Raw genomic sequence first — 18138 nt, 5'->3', positions numbered from 1 at the left:
CCCTGATTGCCGGGGGCGGAGGGACACCGTCTCTTCCCGGTTGCCGGAGCGGCAGGGACACCGTCTCTTCCCGGTTGCCGGAGCGGCAGGGGCACCGCTTCCCGCCCCTCCCCGGTCTCCGACCGAGGCGGACGGGCACCGCTTTCCGTGGTGACCGATATGCCTGAAAGTCATATTCATGCCGCAGCGGCATGACGGGTTCCGCGCATGATGGTGTCGACACCCGGCCGACCCGGCGCAGCCGGGACACGCATACCGCCCGCCGCCGACGACACCAGCCGGTCCGGCCGGCTGGCCAACAGACACACACCGCACCGACCAGCCCGACCGAGCCAGCCAGCAGACACGCCGCACCGCCGACCACACCAGCCGGCCCGGCCGAACCGGCAGACGCACACCGCCCGCCGTACCAGCCGGCCGGCCGAGCGCAGACCCATGCCCCACACCGCACCAGCCGGCCCGGCTGAGCCGGCAGACGCACACCGCCCGCCGCACTAGGCTGCCCAGGCATGAGTGATGCGAGTGCGCTGCCGTCCCACGCCGACGTCGTGATCATCGGAGCGGGGCACAACGGGCTGGTCTCCGCCGTCCTACTGGCCCGCGCCGGGCTCGACGTGCTGGTGCTGGAGGCGGCGGAGGTGATCGGCGGGGCCGCCCGCACCGAGAACCCGTTCCCGAAGGTGCCCGCGCTGCGGCACTCCACCGGGTCGTACCTGCTCGGGCTGATGCCACCGGAGCTGCTCGCCGCGCTCGACGTGCGGATCCCGGTGCTGCGCCGCGACCCGCACTACTTCCTGCCCACCCCGGGCGGGCCGGGAGCGCCGTACCTGCTCTTCGGCAGCGACACCGCGGCCACCCGGCGGCAGCTCACCGAATTCTTCTCCCCCGCCGACGTGGCCGCCGACGACGCGCTCCAGGCCGAACTGGCGCAGCTCCGCGCGGACCTCGCCCCGGCCTGGCTGACCGAGCCGCTGCCGGTGGAGCAGACCGCCGAGCGGTACGTCCGTCCGAGGCTGCGTCAGGTCTTCGTCGACCTGGTACGCGGCTCGGTCGCCGACCACCTGGCCCGCTTCGACTTTCGCTCCGAGCTGCTGGTCAGCATGTACGCGGTCACCGACGGGCTGTCCGGCCTCAACGCCGGCCCCGACGATCCTGGCACCGGCCACAACTTCCTGGTGCACAACATGTGCCGGCTGCCCGGCTCCGACGGCACCTGGATGATCGCCGAAGGCGGCATGGGCACCGTCTCCCGCACCTTCGCCGAGGCCGCCCGCGCCGCCGGGGCGACCATCCTGACCGGGGCCCGGGTCGAGGCCGTCACCCTGTCCGGGGGCGCGGCGTCCGGCGTCCGGCTCGCCGACGGGCGGGAGGTCGCCGCCGAGGTGGTGCTCGGCGCGTGTGACCCGTACCGGCTGATGGAGCTGGTGCCCGACGGCGCGCTGCCGGCGGAGCTGGGCGCGCGGATGACGGCGGTCCGCCGGCCCGGTACCACGTTCAAACTGAACCTGGCGCTGACCGGGCTGCCCCGGTTCTCCTGCCTGCCGGCGGACGCGCCCAGCCCGTTCGGGTCCACCATCCACCTGCTGCCCGGGTCGGCGTCGCTGGTCGGGGCGGGCGGCGCGTCGCCGATGGCGGCGCTGCGGGCGATGTGGGCGGACGTCCAGGCCGGGCGACTGCCCGACGAGCCGACCATCGAGTGGTACCTGCACACCACCGTCGACCCGTCGCTGTCCGACCCGGCCGGGCACCACTCGTCGGCGTTGTTCGTCCAGTCGGTCCCCTACACGCTGGCCGGCACCGACTGGGACACCGCGCTGCCCGGCTACGTCACCCGCCTGGTAGAGATCTGCGAACGGTACGCCCCGGGCACCGGTGACCTGATCGCCGACGCGGTGCCGCTGCCGCCGCCCGGCATCGAGGCGCACTTCGGCATCACCGGCGGACACATCCACCACGTCGACAACACCGTGTCGTTCACCGACCGGATGCCGTACGCCACCGGCATCGACGGCGTGTACGCGGGCAGCGCCGGCTGCCACCCCGCCGGCAGCGTGATCGGCGCGGCCGGCCACAACGCGGCCCGACGCATCCTCGCCGACCTCGGCCGCTGACCCCGTGCCCCGGCCCGCTCCCCTGCCCCGGGACGGTCCGGCCTGCCCACCTCCCCCGTCCGGCTCGCCGCCCCTGCTCAGGCGCGGGCCGGGCGGGACGACGGCAGGTCGCCCGGGCCACGGATCAGGTAGATCCCGGTGAGCAGAAGGTACGCCCCGAGGCTGAGCACCGGGTCGACGAAGGAGATGCCGAACGCCACCACGTAGAGCAACGGGCCGAGCAGGAAACGGCGGGCCACCGCGCGGGCCAACCGGGGATCCAGCCCCGGATCGAGCAGCCGTCGACGGCGGGCCCACCACCAGCTCAGGTTGAAGAACAGCGCCTCACCGAGCACCGTCCCCACATAGAGCGTGGCGGTCAGCCGCTGGTCGACGACGGGGCCGCGCAGGTTGTCGGCGAGCAGGATGGCCGCGAACGGGATGGCCGCCACGAACAGCAGCAACAGCAGGTTGAGGACGAGCAGGAGCTGGTCGACCTTGACGACGTACCGCCACATGTTGTGGTGGGTCAGCCAGACCTGTCCCACGATCACGAAGGTGATCACGTACGCCAGGTAGGCGGGCCACTCGTGGAACAGCGCCTCGGGCAGGTCCTGCCCCTCGGGCCGCTGCGGACTGAGTTGGAGCAGTTCCACCGCCATCAGGGTCAGCACGATCGCGATCACCGCGTCGCTGAACGCCTCCACCCGCGACGCGTCCCGCTCCTTCTCCCGCCACCGCCCAAACTCATACCCCTCCGCCCCCTCCGCCCCCGCCACCCCCTCCTCCCCCGCCACCCCCTCCTCCCCCGCCCCCTCGTCCCCCACCGTCCCCTCCACACCCCACCCCCACCCTCCATGCCTGTGTCGATCATGGAGTTATGGTGCCCGGGGTGTACCGGTTCAGGGCTTTTACGGCCCAGCACAACTCCATGATCGCCGGAAACGGGGGTGGGTTGGGGTGGAACGGGGGAACCGGGGGGAGGGGGAGGGGGTGGGGGTTAGGGGGTGGGGGTTTGGGTGCGGGCGGCGCGGATCTTGTGGCCGACGCTGGTGAGGCAGCGGCCGGAGGGGAGGTCGAACTTCCAGCCGTGCAACTGGCAGGTGAGCTGGTCGCCGTCGACGATGCCGAACCGGGTCAGATCCGCCTTCAGATGCGGGCAACGGCGCTGCACCACCCAGTCACCCAGGGTGATGTCCTCGGCGTCGGTGCTGCGCTCGTGCTCGTCGTACCAGCCCTCGGCGTACTGGAGACGCTCGGTGGACAGGCACTTGAAGAAGGCGTACACGAACTCGTTGTACTGGCCGATCCGGGCCGCCGAGAAGCGGCAGGACAGGAAGAGGGAGTTCACCCAGTCGACCTCGCCGATGTGCAACAGGTGCTCGATCAGCGCCCGCTCGGTCCGGAACCGGTACCGGACCTTCTCGTCGGCGTACGGCCGGACCTCCTTGCCGGGGAAGTCCACCACGATCGACTCGACGGTCTCCCGGCCCGACCCGTCGGTGCCCACCAGGTCGAAGCGGACCGGCCCGCCGACCCCCTTGGCCAGGTAGATCGACTCGTCGAGCAGCGGCTCGATCCGGCTCTTCATCCCGGCCAGGACGTCGATCTCGGGGTGCTGCCAGGACGCCTTCTCCGCCTCGATGACGCCGCGCTTGCGCTCCCGCATCTCCTCCAGGTGGGCCTTCTTGTTCGCGAAGAACTCCTCGACCGGCTGCGGGTGCGTGGTGGTCGCCCCGGAGGTGGTCACCTCGGCCACGCTGCCCGGCAGCAGCACGATGCCGTTGGTCCCGCCGACCTTCGCGTACTCGGACAGGAACACCGACTGGTCCGGGAAGATGTTGCCCTCGTCGCCGTGGATGTCGTTGAACTGCCACAGCGCGTCGTCGAGGAAACACGGCGGGCCGGCGATCGGGAAGACGTGGTCGGCCTTCAGGTCGTCGATGTACCGCCAGGTCCGGTCGAACTGCCGCTCCCGCTTCTGCTTGCCGAACGCGGTCTTCGCCGCCTGCGGCAGCTCGTACACCATCGGGTACCAGATCGCGCCCGAGAACTGGAGCAGGTGCGCGTGCACGTGGCCCAGCTCGGCGAAGACGGTCAGGTCGGTCGGGCGGGCGTCGTTCTGGTTGAGCAGCCGGACCCCGTCGTACTCCACCCAGAGCGACGAGTCGCCGATCGGACCGTCGGTCGGACTGGTCAACGCCTGGATCATGATCTTCAGGCCGCCGGGCAGCTCCACCACCTGCTCGTTGGGTGCCTCCAGGAACTTCGTGAAGCCCAGCGCCCGCAGCTCGTCGGCCATCTCGGAGGTGGGGAACTCGGGCAGCAGCACGGTGGCGTCCTTCGAGACGAAGTCGCGCAGGTGCCTGGCGTCGAAGTGGTCCCGGTGCAGGTGCGACACGTACAGGTAGTCGACCTGGCCCAGGGACTCCCAGTCGAGCAGGGAGTTGTCGGGGAACGGGAACCAGGAGGCGAAGTAGGCCGGATTGACCCACGGGTCGCACAGGATGCTGCCCGCAGCCGTGTCGATCCGCATGCTGGCATGCCCCGTACCGGTCACTCGCACCGCAGTCCCCCTCAAACCGACAATCATGGTGTACGTCAGAACGCTACCGGAGGCAGTGTGGTCGACGGCCCGCGACGCCGGTAGAGCCGATCCGCCCCACCGCGAAGGGGTCCTTCGGCCCGCAGCCCCCGGGTGGGGTCCTTCGGGCCGCAGCCTGCGGCTGGGGTCCTTCGGGCCGCAGCCCCCGGGTGGGGTCCTTCGGCCCGCAGCCCCCGGCTCGGTCCTTCGGCCCGCTACCCGCGGCCGCCCTCCCCGGTCTGTCGCGCCCCAGCAGGGCGGACCCCGCACCGGACGCAGGGCAGGGCGTGCCAGACTAACCGGAGTTCCGATCGCGAGGGAAGGACCGACAGTGGCAGGAAGCGAGCCGGTAACCGCGCCAGATCAGCACAGGCCCGGGCACCGCAAGGCCGGACGGATCGGCGCGGTGGTCTCCGCGCTGGCGCTGTTGGCGATGCTGTGCGGCAACCACGAGGGCAAGGTCGAGGACATCTGGCTCGTCGGCCTGGCCGTGCTGTTGCTGGGGATCGTCGTCGGCGACGCCGTGCTACGCCGCAGCGGGCTGCGCTCCTGACGGACCCGTTCCACCGACGTGCGAAGGCCCGCCCCGGTCCGGGGCGGGCCTTCGTCGTCTCGACTCTCGGCCGACGCCCCGACGGCAGGAGCCGGCATCGGCAGCAGCGCTGCGGCCGCCGGTGTTCACACGCGGCTTCGGCCGTCGTTGGTCACACGCGGCTGCGGCCGTCGGTGGTCGCACGGCGGCTGCGGCCGTCGGTGTTCACACACGGCTGCGGCCGTCGGTGTTCAGCGGCCGAAGAGGATGTCCTGCACGTCCTTGAGCGCGGCGTCGACCTCGGCCTCGAAGTAGCCACCGGGCACCAGCCCGAAACGCAGCGTGTCCAGGTCCTTCGGGTTGACCGGCATCTGGTTGCGGCCCTGCATGCCGCCGAGCAGGCTCTCGAAGAACCGGTCCACCTGGTCGGGATCGTATCCGCTGCCGAAGCGGCGTACCTGGAAGCTGCGACGGATCTGGTCGACCCGGTACAGCTCGCTGCCAGGCGGGCCGGCCATCGGCGGACCCACCATCGGCGGGCCGGCCATCGGCGGTGGACCACCCAGCGGCTGCTGCGGCAGCGACGGCGGTCCGGCGGGGCCACGCAGGTCCCGCGAATCCCGCTCCGGCATCCGGTCCCGTTCCAGCATGCGATCGCGCTCGGGCATCCGGTCCCGTTCGGGCATGCGGTCCCGCTCCAGCATGCGATCCCGCTCCAGCATGCGATCCCGCTCGGGCATCCGGTCGCGGTCCGGCATTCGGATCTCGGCGGTCATGTCCGCGCGACCGTGCCGGCCCGCCTCGAACCCGTCGAAACGCTGCTCGTCCGGGGGACCGTAGCCACTCCCCGGACCGGCCGGCAGCCCACGCTGCGGCGGGCCGCCGTGCCCCATCGGCCCACCCGGACCAGGACCCATCGGCCCACCATGCCCGATCGGCGCACCCGGACCAGGACCCATCGGCCCACCGGGGCCCGGCCCCAACTGGCCCCGTGGCGTGTCGTACCCGCCGCGGGGGGCGTCGTACCCGCCCCGCGGGGCGTCGTACCCGCCGGCGAAGGCACCGGTCGGCTCGTCGTAGCGGCTGCCGAAACGGTCCGGCGGACCGGACTGGGCCGGCATGGCCCGGGGCGGCATCGGCGGCGGCGCGGACGGCACACCCCGGTGGTCGTCGCGCATCGACGGGGCGAGCCGGTCAACACCGCGCGGGTCGGCCCCCCGGCCGCTCGGGGCACCGCGCTCCTCCAGCTCGGCCAGCTGCCGCTCGACCCGGTCCAGGTGCAGGTCGACCTGCCACTCGTCGTAGCCGTTGAAACGGACCCGGAAGACCACGTCGTGGACCTCCTGGGAGGCCACGGGAGCACCGACCGGCTGACCGGCGAGGGTCGCCTCCACCCGGTCCAGGAAGGCGTCGACCTCGTCGACCTTGTAGCCCCGGCGGAGCGCCTTACGCCGGAAACGCTGACCCTGACTCGCCACTATGTCTCCTGGTCTCGTACCGCTACGCCCGGTCGCGCCCGCGCGGCGCTTCGATGTCACTGTCCACCGCGGCAGCCAACTGACCGCACGCACCGTCGATCTCACGACCCCGGGTGTCACGTACCGTGGTGGAGACGCCGGAATCCCGCAATCGTCGGACGAACTCCCGCTCCACCGGCTTGGCGCTGGCGTCCCAGCGGCTACCCGGCGTCGGATTGAGCGGGATGAGGTTGACGTGCGCCGACCTCCCGGCCAGCAGGCGTCCGAGCAGGTCGGCCCGCCACGGCTGATCGTTCACGTCTTTGATCATCGCGTACTCGATCGACACCCGGCGCCCTGTCGTCGCCGCGTAGTCCCACGCTGCGTCCAGCACCTCGGCTACCTTCCAGCGCTGGTTGACCGGCACGAGTTCGTCGCGCAGCTCATCATCGGGCGCGTGCAGCGACAACGCAAGGGTCACCGAGAGGTCTTCGCTGGCCAGTCGCCGGATGGCCGGCACCAGACCCACCGTGGAGACGGTGACGTGACGCTGCGACAACCCCAACCCCTCCGGGGCCGGCGCGACCAACCGGCGGATCGCCGCGACGACCCGGGAGTAGTTGGCCAACGGCTCGCCCATGCCCATGAACACGACGTGCGACAACCGGGGCGGCGACCCGGCCACCGCCCCCGAGGCGGCGACCCCGGCGAGGTAGACCGCCTGGTCGACGATCTCGGCGGTGGAGAGGTTACGGGTCAGCCCGGCCTGACCGGTGGCGCAGAACGGGCAGGCCATGCCACAGCCCGCCTGGCTGGAGATACAGACGGTGACCCGGTCCGGGTAACCCATCAGCACGCTCTCCACCAGCGAACCGTCGTGCAACCGCCAGAGTGCCTTGCGGGTGGCGCCGTCATCGCAGGCCAGCTCGCGCACCGGAGTGAGCAGCCGGGGCAGCAGCGCACCCGCGAGCCGGTCCCGGGTGGCCGCCGGCAGGTCGGTCATCCCGGCCGGATCCCGGATCAGCCGGCCGAAGTAGTGGTGGGACACCTGCTTGGCCCGGAAGGCCGGCTCGCCCAGCTCGGTGACGAGCGCCTGCCGACCCGGCAGGTCAAGGTCGGCGAGGTGCCGGGGCGGCATCGCCGGACGGCGACCAGGGGCGTCAGGGTCAACGGGGATCACGGGTAGGCTCGTCATGGCTGGTCCAGTCTGTCACGCCGCTCGCCGGACCCGCCCGTCCGGAGGTGCCGAATCGGCTCACACCAGGGAAAACGCCCGGGCGGCACGGCGTGGTCCATCCGTCAGCCCACCACCGGCACGAGGACCGCCAACAGCAGATAAGCGGTGGGTACGGCGAACAGGATCGAGTCCAGCCGGTCCATCAGACCGCCGTGGCCGGGCAGCAGGCTGCTCATGTCCTTCACGCCGAGGTCCCGCTTGATCATGGACTCGGCGAGGTCACCCAGCACCGCCGCACCGGAGACCGCCACCCCGAACAGCGCGCCCCACCAGGGGGCCACGTCGAAGAGCAGCCAGATCAGCAGGGCGCTGCCCAGGGCTGCGGCGGCGACCGAACCGGCGAACCCCTCCCAGGACTTCTTCGGGCTGATCCGGGGTGCCATCGGGTGCTTGCCGAACGTCACCCCCGCGGCGTACCCACCGGTGTCGGAGAGCACCACGCCGACCACGGTGACCAGCACCCGCAGGTGCCCGTCGCCCGGGGCCGCCGCGAGCATCGCCGCGAAACCGCCCAGGAACGGCACGTAGACCGCGATCAGGGTGGCCGCGGTGAGGTCCCGTTGGAAACCGGCCGGTCCGTCACCCAGCCGCCAGACCATCGTGCCCAGCACGGTGACCAGCAGGCCCAGGCTGAGCGCGTCCGGCCCGGCGAACCAGGCCAACCCGATGGTGAGCACTCCGCCGGCGAGCAGCGGCACCAGCGGCGGGTGGGCGCCGCTGCGCCGTACCGCGCGGGTCATCTCCCAGATGCCCACCCCGATCGCGCCGGCCAGCACGGCCAGGAACCCGGGGAGGAAGAAGAAGAGCGGCACCAGGACCAACGCCCCGAGCCCGAGCCCGACCCCGATGGCGGCCGGCAGGTTACGCCCGGCCCGGCCGGTCGACGGCAGTTGGGTCGCCGGCCGGTCGGGGCCGGCCCGTCGGCGGCCGGGCGAGCGCCGGCCGGGCGGCGGCACCGCTGCGGGGTCGACGTCGGCGGCCGGCGACACCGGCCGCGCCCGGTCCTCGTCGCGTACCGGGGCGAGCTGTGCGGTCGGAGCGTCGTCGTCGCGCACCGGGGTGAGCTGCCCGGCCGTAGCCCCGTCGTCGCGCACCGGGGCGAGGTGCGCGGTCGGCGCGTCGGCGCGCACCGGGGTCAGCTGCGCGGTCGGGGCGTCGTCGTCGCGTACCGGGGTCGGCGGGTGCGGGACGGTCCCGCCGGACAGCGGCGGGACCAGGCCCGCGACCCGGTCACCGCCGAGCCGGTCGCCGGCCGGCACGTCGTACGACGCGTCGTTCGGCTCGTCGTGCCGGCGGGCAGGTGGACGGGGCGGGGCCTGCGGTGCGGCGGACAGCTCGGGGCCGGCCTGCCGGGGGGACCACGGCTCGACCTCCCCGCGCTCCGGCCAGGGCAGCGCCGGCGGACGGTCGGACCGGTCCCAGCCGCGAGGCTCGGCGCTGCCATAGGGGTCGAGGTGGGACATCACGCACCGGACGACGGTACGAGTTCCACCACATGACGCAAGACCACAACCATCCCCTACCCGCGTGACTACTCCGGTTGACCGACCCGACGGCCGGTCGATCCCCGCCGTTCACCGGGCGGTGGCCCGGGAATCGTGCCGAGCCTACTGCACCGGCCCTCCGGGAACGGCGCACGTCGGCCTGCCGGCCGCGCCGGATGCCCCGGCCCGTCGGCCGTGGTGCCGTCCGGGCGCCCGGTCGGCCGGCGACGGCAACGGCGTCGCGCCGCCCGGGGACGGCGGCACGCCGGTGCCGTGACAGCCGGGTCAGACCTCGAGCAGCTCCGACTCCTTGTGCTTGAGCAACTCGTCCACGGTGGCGACGTAACGCTGGGTCAGGTCGTCGAGTTCCTTCTCGGCGCGACGGCCGTCGTCCTCACCGACCTCGCCGTCCTTGACCAGCCGGTCCAGCTCTTCCTTGCCCTTGCGGCGGACGTTGCGCACCGCCACCTTGGCCTCTTCGCCCTTGTTCCGGGCCACCTTGATCATCTCTCGGCGGCGCTCCTCGGTCATCTGCGGGAGCAGGATGCGGAGCTGGTTGCCCTCGTTGTTCGGGTTCACCCCGAGGTCGGAGTCGCGGATCGCCCGCTCCATGGCGTTGATCTGCGAGTTGTCGTACGGCTTGATGATGACCATGCGCGGCTCGGGAACCCCGATGGAAGCCATCTGGGGCAGCGGGGTGGGCGTGCCGTAGTAGTCGATGATGACCTTGGAGAACATGGTGGCGTTGGCGCGGCCGGTACGGATGGCGCCGAACTCCTCCTTGGCGTGCTCGACCGCACGCTCCATCTTTTCCTCGGCCTCGAGGAGGGTGTCGTCGATCACCGGTCTCCTCGCCTCCTTCTGTTGCTCGTCGTGGCTGAAGCTGCTGCTCTGGTACGGAGGACCGCAGTGGTGGCCGGCGGAATCGGTCAGGCGGTGATCAGCGTACCGATCTTGTCGCCGCCGACGGCCCGGATGATCGTGTCCTCGCCCTGCGCGCCGAAGACCAGCATCGGCAACCCGTTCTCCATGCACAGGCTGAACGCCGCCGCGTCGGCCACCCGCAGGTTGCGTCGCAGCACCTCGGAGAAGGTGATCGAGTCGAACTTGCTGGCGGCCGGGTCGATCCGCGGATCGGCGGAGTAGACGCCGTCCACGCCGTTCTTGCTCATCAGCACCACGTCGGCGCGGATCTCCAGGGCCCGCTGGGCGGCCACCGTGTCGGTGGAGAAGTACGGCATCCCGGCACCCGCCCCGAAGATCACCACGCGCCCCTTCTCCAGGTGCCGGATCGCCCGCAGCGGAATGTACGGCTCGGCGACCTGGGCCATCGTGATCGCGCTCTGCACCCGCGTCTCGATGCCTTCCTTCTCCAGGAAGTCCTGCAACGCCAGGCAGTTCATCACGGTGCCCAGCATGCCCATGTAGTCGGCGCGGGCCCGGTCCATGCCGCGCTTCTGCAACTCCGCGCCGCGGAAGAAGTTGCCGCCGCCGACCACCACGGAGACCTGCACACCGCGACGTACCACGGTGGCGATCTGCCGGGCGATGGCCTGTACGACGTCCGGGTCGACACCGATCGCCCCACCGCCGAAGACCTCGCCGGAGAGCTTCAGCACCACCCGACGGGCCCGGCCGGGCGGCGGTGCCGTCGGGTCGTCCGCCTCCAGGCTCCGGTCGTTCACAACCTGCGTCATCCGCCCCGCCCCTCCCGCGTGCACGTCGACCGCGCCGCGTCACCGCGTACCTGCCCGTTGCCGACCCTATGTGACGAGGAGGCCGCGGTGCCTGTCGCGTACACCGGCGGCCTCCTCGTCGACGTTGCGTGCCGTCCGGCGCGTGCCACGCGCCGGACGGTGGCGGCTCAGGCCTGGCCGACCTCGAACCGCAGGAAGCGGGTCACCTCGATGCCGGCCTCGGCCAGCACCTGCTTGACGGTCTTCTTGTTGTCGGAGACCGACGCCTGCTCGATCAGGACGTAGTCCTTGAAGAAGGCGTTCACCCGACCCTCGACGATCTTCGGCAGCGCCGCCTCGGGCTTGTTCTCCTCGCGGGCGGTCTGCTCGGCGATCCGCCGCTCGGACTCGACGACCTCGGCCGGCACCTCGTCGCGGGTGACGTACTTCGGCCGCATCGCGGCGATCTGCATGGCGGTGCCCCGCGCGTCGGCGTCGGCGGCCTCGTCGGACTTGCCGGTGTACTCCACCAGCACGCCGACGGCCGGCGGCAGATCCTGGCTCTTGCGGTGCAGGTAGACCGCGACGGTGCCGTCGAGCTTGGCGAACCGGTTGAGCACCAGCTTCTCGCCGATCTTGGCGGACTGCTCCTGGACCACGTCGGCGACGGTCTTGCCGTCCAGCTCGGTGGCGAGCAGCTCCTCGGCGGTGCCGACGCCGCTGCGCTCGCCGTGCTCGACGAGCTGCTGGGCCAGCGCGATGAACGCGTCGTTCTTGGCCACGAAGTCGGTCTCACAGTTGAGTTCCAGCAGCGCCTTGCCGGAGTGCGCGACGAGGCCGTTGGCGGCGGTCCGGCCGGCCCGCTTGCCGACGTCCTTGGCGCCCTTGACGCGCAGGATCTCGACGGCCTTGTCGAAGTCGCCCTCGGCCTCGGTGAGCGCCTTCTTGCAGTCCATCATGCCGGCGCCGGTGAGGTCGCGGAGCTTCTTGACGTCCGCGGCGGTGAAGTTGGACATGACTCTCTCTTCGGTGTTGAGACTGCGGTGGGTGGTCTGAGGTGCCGGACACCCGGCCCGGGGCCGGAGCTCGCCGGCAGTGACCGCCGCACCCCGCCGCCCGAACCGGCGGCGGGACGCGGCGGCGCGGTCACTCGGCGGCGGCGGTGGCCGGCTGCTCGGTGGTGGTGGCGGCCGGCTGCTCGGCGGCGGCCGCCGGCGTCTCGGCGGCAGCCGGCTCCTCGGCCTTCTTCGGCTCGAGCAGCTCGCGCTCCCACTCGGTCAGCGGCTCGTCGCTGCCGACCTGGCCCTCCGGCTTCTCGTCGCCACCACGACGCCGACCGGAACGGGCGATCAGACCGTCGGCCACGGCGGCGGCCACGACCTTGGTCAGCAGCTCGGCGGAGCGGATCGCGTCGTCGTTGCCCGGGATCGGGAAGTCGACCTCGTCGGGGTCGCAGTTGGTGTCCAGCACCGCGATCACCGGGATGCCCAGCTTGCGGGCCTCGTCGACGGCGATGTGCTCCTTCTTGGTGTCGACGATCCAGACCGCGGCCGGGAGCTTCTGCATGTCCCGCAGACCACCGAGGGTCTTGGTGAGCTTGGTCTTCTCGCGGAACAGCTGAAGGGTCTCCTTCTTGGTGTAGCCGGCGGCGGTGCCGGTCAGGTCACCCAGCGCCTCCAGCTCCTTCATCCGCTGGAGCCGCTTGTACACCGTCTGGAAGTTGGTCAGCATGCCACCGAGCCAACGGTGGTTGACGTACGGCTGACCCACCCGGGTGGCCTGCTCGGAGATGGCCTCCTGAGCCTGCTTCTTGGTGCCGACGAACAGGATGCTGCCGCCCTCGGCCACCGTGTTGCGCACGAAGTCGTACGCCTTCTCGATGTAGTCGAGGGTCTGGCGCAGGTCGATGATGTAGATGCCGTTGCGCTCGGTCATGATGAAGCGCTTCATCTTCGGGTTCCAGCGCCGGGTCTGGTGCCCGAAGTGGACACCGCTCTCCAGCAGCTGACGCATGGTCACGACGGCCATGGTGGGGTACTCCTCAAGATCCCTGGTTGTCACGCCCGGCCGGTGGCCGGGCGTCCTGGCGCCTGGTCGCCGGCCATGGTGGGCCCGAAGGAGATCGGGACCAGGGAGGCCGTCGCCCCACGACGAAACGTGGAGAGGGCACGCGAGGTCGACCGCACGAGGCGGTCGCCAAGTGACCAGTGTACGCCTCCGCCCCTCCACCCCACCTCCGGGTACGCGCCCGGGTCCTGCCTGTCCCGCCCCGCCCGGTCGAGGCGGGCACTCCCGCCCGGTCGGGGCCGGGTCAGCGGTCCGCGGTCGATGCGGGTGTAGGGTCAGCGCGCCGCGGTCGACCCGGATGGCGGGTCAGCGGGCCGCGGTCGACCCGGATGGCGGGTCAGCGGGCCGCGGTCGACCCGGATGGCGGGTCAGCGGGCCGCGAGGGCGGCGGCGAGGAAGAGCACCAGCCCCACGGTCAGGTAGGCGGTCGGCGGGCGCAGCCAGCCCCGGTCGCCGTCGGCCATCGCCAGACCGCCGGCCCGCAGCCCGTACAGGCCACCGGCGAAGATCGGCAGCCCGACCACCAGCAAGATCCCCACGACGACGTGCGACACCGGGACCGGATCGCCGGTGAGGCCGTGCAGCAGCACCCGCAACGCCGGGACCTCGAAGACCAGGACCAGCAGTCCCAGCAGCACCGCCAGCACCGGCCGTCGGGTCCGGTAGACGCCGTCGGAGGCCGGTCCACCCACCCGGTACGCCCCGTCGGTGCCGGTCGCTCCGTCCCGCCGGGGCGTGACCGGGGCCATCGGGCCGGTCGGCACCTCTAACGGGGAGGGCTCCGCCGGCCGGTGGGGCTCGATGATCGGGTAGCCGCCCAACGCCGCCGGCCGGGCCGGGACGGCGGGATCGGAAGCACCCCCGGTCAACGGGCCGACACCGCTGACGCCCAGGACGCCGGAGTCGGCGGTGAACCGACCGGTCCCGCTGTCACCCCCGGCGATACGACCGGTGCCGCTGCCACCCCCGGCCAGGCGACCGGTGCCGGTGCTGCTCAGCCGGCCCGTGCCGGTGTCACCCACACCCCGTCCGGTGCCGGTGTCACCCACACCCCGCCCGGTGCCGGTGTCGGCCAACCGGCCCGTGCCGGTGTCACCGACACCGCGACCTACGGCACCGCCGAGCAGGCCCACCCCGCTGTCACCGAGACCCCGGCCGGTGGCCCCCGCACCGCCGAGCGGACCCACCCCGCTGTCACCGACACCCCGGCCGGTGGCCCCCGCACCGCCGTCGCCCAGGGGGCCGACGCCGCTGTTGGCGGCCTCCCGGGCGGCGCGACGGCCCACCCGGTCGGTGGGCAGTTCGCCGGAGACCTCCGGGTCCTCCCGGCGGGACCGGGTCGGCCGGTATCCGGTGCTGTCACCGCCACCGTCACCCAACGGGTCGGCTGTGTCGAAGCGCCCCGAGTCGAAGCGGTTCGTGTCGGCGTACCGGCCCTCCTCGCCGGCGCGCTGGTCAGGAGTGCGCAGCCCGTCGTCCCGTCGGCGTACGCCGCTCGCCGTCCGCCAGTCCGAGTCGTCGTATCCGCGTTCCCCGCCGGCCGGGTACCAGCGTGACTCCTGATCTTCGGGGTAGCTCCGTCGTGCGTCCACGTCCGGCACCGTATGCGACCGATCCGCCGGGCGCCATTCGCAGGTCGGCCCGGCAGACAGAACCGATCGGACGGATCCCGCACAGGTGTTCACCACCCCGGGACCAGGGGTTTTACCGGCTCCTATAGCACGTCTGGGCCGTGATCGTCCGGTCGTCCACAGGGCGTCACGTCATCCACAGCCGCGCCGGCCGGTGTCGCACCGACCCCGGCCCGCCGGCAACCTGGCGGGCATGACGAAGCGGAACCAGGCGGTTGGCGCGTACGGCGAACGGTGCGCCGTGCAGCACCTGATCGGGGCCGGGCTGCGCCCGGTGGCCCGCAACTGGCGCTGCCGGGAGGGAGAGATCGACGTCATCGCCTGGGACGGTCCGGTGCTCGCCTTCTGCGAGGTGAAGACCCGCCGGGGTGACGCCTACGGCAGTCCCGCCGAGGCGATCGTCCCGGCCAAGGCCCGGCGGTTGCGCGGGCTCGCCGCCCGGTGGTTGGCCGAGACCGGGACCACCGCCGACGAGCTGCGCTTCGACGTCCTGTCGGTCCGGTTGCCGCAGGCCGGACCGGCCCGGGTCGAGCACGTCAAGGGAGCCTTCTGATGACCGTCGTTCTCCCGCCGGGCGATCCGGCGACCGGTGCCCGGACGGTCCGGGGCCTCCCCGAGAGGGCCTCGCGGTGAGCTACGCCAAGGTGCTCGCGGTGGGCCTGGTCGGGGTCACCGGCCACCTGGTCGAGGTCGAGGCGGACCTCTCCCCCGGATTGCCGGCGGTGATCATCTCGGGCCTGCCCGACACCGCGCTGCACGAGGCGCGGGACCGGGTCCGGGCCGCCGTGGTCAACTCCGGCCAGCGCTGGCCCAACCGCCGGATCACTCTCAACCTGCTGCCCGCCACGCTCCCCAAGCACGGTTCGGCGTTCGACCTGGCCATCGCGGTCGCCCTGCTCGGGGCCGCCGGTGAGTTGCCGCTGCTGCCGATGGAGGGGGTGGTGGTGCTGGGCGAACTGGGTCTCGACGGCACGGTCCGGCCGGTCCGGGGGGTGCTGCCGATGGTGGCCGCCGCTGCCCGCGCCGGCCTGGTCCGGGTGGTGGTGCCGGCGGGGAACGCCGCGGAGGCGGCGGTGGTCCCGGGGGTGCGGGTTCGCGCCGTGGACACCCTGCACCGGCTCGTCGCCTTCGTCCGGGACGGGACTCCCCTGCTGGAGCCGCCGCCGGTCCCGCCCGCCGAGGCGTTGTCCGGGCCGGATCTCGCCGACGTCGCCGGGCAGGCGCTGGGCCGCCGGGCGTTGGAGGTGGCGGCGGCCGGCGGGCACCACCTCTCCCTGCTGGGGCCGCCCGGGACCGGAAAGACCATGCTCGCCGAGCGATTGCCGTCGATCCTGCCGGAACTCGACGACGAGGACGCGCTGGAGGTCACCGCGCTGCACTCGATCGCCGGCACGCTGCCGCCGGACGGTCGGCTGTTGCGCCGGCCGCCGTTCCAGGCCCCGCACCACTCGGCCACCGTGCCGGCGCTGGTCGGTGGCGGCTCGGGGCTGGCCCGACCGGGCGCGTTGTCGCTGGCCCATCGGGGGGTGCTCTTTCTCGACGAGGCCGCCGAGTTCAGCAAGGGCGCCCTGGAGGCGCTGCGGCAGCCGCTGGAGAGTGGGTACGTCCACCTCGCCCGAGCCAGGGGCGGCACCCGCTACCCCGCCCGGGTGCAACTGGTCCTGGCCGCCAACCCCTGCCCCTGTGCCCGGCCCGGCGGCGACACGCTCTGCGAGTGCAGTCCGCTGGCCCGGCGGCGCTATCTCGGCCGGCTCTCCGGTCCGCTGCTCGACCGGATCGACGTGCAGATCAGGGTGCTGCCGGTGCGGGCGGCCGAGTTGCTGGGCACCGATCCGGACGGCGAGCCGTCGGCGACGGTCGCCGCCCGGGTGGCGGTGGCCCGTCGGGCGGCGGCCGAGCGGTGGACACCGGTCGGGTACCGGCTCAACGCGGAGGTGTCCGGCCCGCTGCTCCGTCGGCCACCGTGGCGGCTCGCCGCCCAGGCCACCGCCGAACTGCGGGGACGGCTCGACCGGGGTTCGCTGTCGGCCCGGGGCTTCGATCGGATCATTCGGCTCGCCTGGACGATCGCCGATCTCGACGGTCGGGCCAGGCCCGACCGGGAGGACGTCCGGGAGGCCACCGGACTCAGGACGGGGGAGGAAGCGTGACCGGCACCGAGGACCTGCACGCCCGGGTGGCGCTGACCTGGCTCACCGAGCCGGGTACCCGCTCGGTACATCGACTGGTGGACCGGCTGGGGCCGGTCGCCACACTGCACCTGCTGCTCGACGGCGGCGCCCCGGACGAGACGCTGCGGGCGGCGGTGGCGGCCCGGTTGCCCGCGGGAGACCCCCGGACGGTGGCCGCCGAGGCGGTGGCGCTCACCGACCGGCTCGGCGCGCGGATCGTCTCCCCGGCCGACGACGAGTGGCCCGCCCCGCTGGGCGACCTGGCCCGTCTGGTGTTGCCCGGGGCGAGCCGGAAGGTCGACCGGGAGACCGCCCCACCGCTCTGCCTCTGGGTCCGTGGCGGGTGGCCGCTGGCCGAGGTGCTGGACCGTTCGGTCGCGGTGGTCGGCGCACGGGCCGCCACCGGGTACGGCGTGCATGTCGCCACCGAACTCGGGTACGGCCTGGCCGACCGGGAATGGACGGTGGTCTCCGGTGGCGCGTTCGGCATCGACGCCGCCGCCCACCGGGGCGCGTTGAACGCCGGTGGGGTGACGGTGGCGGTGCTGGCCTGTGGTGTGGACCGTCCCTACCCGATGGGCAACTCCGCCCTCTTCGACCGGATCGCCGAGACGGGGTTGCTGGTCAGCGAATGGTTGCCGGGGGCCGAGCCGCTGCGTCCCCGCTTCCTGATCCGTAACCGGGTGATCGCCGCCGGCACCCGGGGCAGCGTGCTGGTGGAGGCGGCGGCGCGCAGCGGTGCGGCCCAGACCATGCACCGGGCGGTGGCCCTGCGCCGACCGGCGATGGTGGTGCCCGGTCCGGTCACCTCGGCGCTGTCCGTCGGCGCGCACGAGTTGCTGCGGGACTACCGGGAGGCCCGACTGGTCACCGGGCTCGCGCACGTCCTCGAGGAGGTGGGTCGGATCGGGTCCGATCTGGCGCCGCCCGCCCGGGGTGAGGACCGCCCGACGGACGTCCTCGACGACGACGCGGCCCTGTTACGCGAGTCGATGCCCCGACGCGGCACGATCAGCGCGGACGCGCTGGCCGCTCGGGCCGGTGTGCCGGTCCGGACGGCGTTGCGCAAACTCGCCCTGCTCGAGGAGCTGGGCCTGGTGATCCGCCGCGACGACGGTTACGCCCTCAGCCGCCCGCAACCACCCGACGGTCGCGCCTCTGCCCGGGTGAGCCGATGACGTCCGGGGCGGGTCCGGATGCGATGATCAC

At 72.8% G+C, this 18138-nt stretch carries 15 protein-coding genes; 5 read left to right on the top strand and 10 right to left on the bottom strand.

What is annotated here, in order from left to right:
• Window positions 1-509 precede the first annotated feature (509 nt).
• Window positions 510-2111: an NAD(P)/FAD-dependent oxidoreductase gene (locus O7612_RS08445; RefSeq protein ID WP_282271990.1), complete on the top strand. Its 1602-nt coding sequence runs from the start codon at window positions 510-512 to the stop codon at window positions 2109-2111.
• Window positions 2112-2188: 77 nt separating this feature from the next.
• On the opposite strand, the gene O7612_RS08440 is transcribed toward O7612_RS08445, so the two are convergent.
• Window positions 2189-2869, bottom strand: a complete 681-nt coding sequence (locus O7612_RS08440) for a TMEM175 family protein (protein WP_282273842.1) — start codon at window positions 2867-2869, stop codon at window positions 2189-2191.
• Window positions 2870-3090: 221 nt separating this feature from the next.
• Complete coding sequence (locus O7612_RS08435) at window positions 3091-4656, bottom strand: Rieske 2Fe-2S domain-containing protein (RefSeq protein ID WP_282271989.1); 1566 nt, start codon at window positions 4654-4656, stop codon at window positions 3091-3093.
• Window positions 4657-5005: 349 nt separating this feature from the next.
• Between O7612_RS08435 and O7612_RS08430 the strand changes: the two genes are divergently transcribed.
• Window positions 5006-5227 carry a DUF2631 domain-containing protein gene (locus tag O7612_RS08430; protein WP_282271987.1) on the top strand — a complete coding sequence of 74 codons (222 nt, stop codon included), beginning with the start codon at window positions 5006-5008 and terminating at the stop codon, window positions 5225-5227.
• A gap of 230 nt (window positions 5228-5457) precedes the next feature.
• On the opposite strand, the gene O7612_RS08425 is transcribed toward O7612_RS08430, so the two are convergent.
• From O7612_RS08425 to O7612_RS08390, 8 genes are all read right to left on the bottom strand, one after another.
• Window positions 5458-6684 (bottom strand): DivIVA domain-containing protein, encoded by a 1227-nt coding sequence (locus O7612_RS08425; protein WP_282271985.1) that lies wholly within the window; start codon window positions 6682-6684, stop codon window positions 5458-5460.
• Between the two features lie 22 nt (window positions 6685-6706).
• Window positions 6707-7858: a 23S rRNA (adenine(2503)-C(2))-methyltransferase RlmN gene (gene rlmN, locus O7612_RS08420; protein WP_282271983.1), complete on the bottom strand. Its 1152-nt coding sequence runs from the start codon at window positions 7856-7858 to the stop codon at window positions 6707-6709.
• A gap of 104 nt (window positions 7859-7962) precedes the next feature.
• Window positions 7963-9363, bottom strand: coding sequence for a phosphatidate cytidylyltransferase (locus tag O7612_RS08415; RefSeq protein ID WP_282273841.1), 1401 nt, complete (start codon window positions 9361-9363; stop codon window positions 7963-7965).
• Between the two features lie 306 nt (window positions 9364-9669).
• On the bottom strand, window positions 9670-10227 hold the full coding sequence (frr, locus tag O7612_RS08410) for a ribosome recycling factor (protein WP_282271981.1): 558 nt from the start codon (window positions 10225-10227) through the stop codon (window positions 9670-9672).
• 86 nt (window positions 10228-10313) lie between these two features.
• On the bottom strand, window positions 10314-11081 hold the full coding sequence (gene pyrH / locus O7612_RS08405; protein WP_282271979.1) for a UMP kinase: 768 nt from the start codon (window positions 11079-11081) through the stop codon (window positions 10314-10316).
• A 167-nt stretch (window positions 11082-11248) separates the two neighbouring features.
• Complete coding sequence (gene tsf, locus O7612_RS08400; protein WP_282271977.1) at window positions 11249-12076, bottom strand: translation elongation factor Ts; 828 nt, start codon at window positions 12074-12076, stop codon at window positions 11249-11251.
• Window positions 12077-12206: 130 nt separating this feature from the next.
• Complete coding sequence (rpsB, locus tag O7612_RS08395) at window positions 12207-13088, bottom strand: 30S ribosomal protein S2 (protein WP_282271975.1); 882 nt, start codon at window positions 13086-13088, stop codon at window positions 12207-12209.
• Window positions 13089-13495: 407 nt separating this feature from the next.
• Entirely contained in the window at window positions 13496-14719 is a 1224-nt protein-coding gene (locus tag O7612_RS08390) for a hypothetical protein (protein ID WP_282271973.1), read from the bottom strand.
• A gap of 232 nt (window positions 14720-14951) precedes the next feature.
• Between O7612_RS08390 and O7612_RS08385 the strand changes: the two genes are divergently transcribed.
• The 3 genes from O7612_RS08385 to O7612_RS08375 all read left to right on the top strand — a co-directional run bounded on the left by O7612_RS08385 (window position 14952) and on the right by O7612_RS08375 (window position 18107).
• Window positions 14952-15311 carry a YraN family protein gene (locus O7612_RS08385; RefSeq protein ID WP_282271971.1) on the top strand — a complete coding sequence of 120 codons (360 nt, stop codon included), beginning with the start codon at window positions 14952-14954 and terminating at the stop codon, window positions 15309-15311.
• A gap of 76 nt (window positions 15312-15387) precedes the next feature.
• Window positions 15388-16908 (top strand): YifB family Mg chelatase-like AAA ATPase, encoded by a 1521-nt coding sequence (locus O7612_RS08380; protein ID WP_282271969.1) that lies wholly within the window; start codon window positions 15388-15390, stop codon window positions 16906-16908.
• Complete coding sequence (locus O7612_RS08375; protein ID WP_282271967.1) at window positions 16905-18107, top strand: DNA-protecting protein DprA; 1203 nt, start codon at window positions 16905-16907, stop codon at window positions 18105-18107. The genes O7612_RS08380 and O7612_RS08375 overlap by 4 nt, the downstream gene beginning before the upstream one ends.
• Window positions 18108-18138: the final 31 nt, after the last annotated feature.

Origin of the sequence: Micromonospora sp. WMMD987 (genome assembly GCF_029581435.1) — a bacterium.
Taxonomy (GTDB): Bacteria; Actinomycetota; Actinomycetes; order Mycobacteriales; family Micromonosporaceae; genus Micromonospora; species Micromonospora rifamycinica.
Note: the sequence above shows the minus strand (reverse complement) of the source record. Positions and strands in the feature narration are given on the sequence as shown.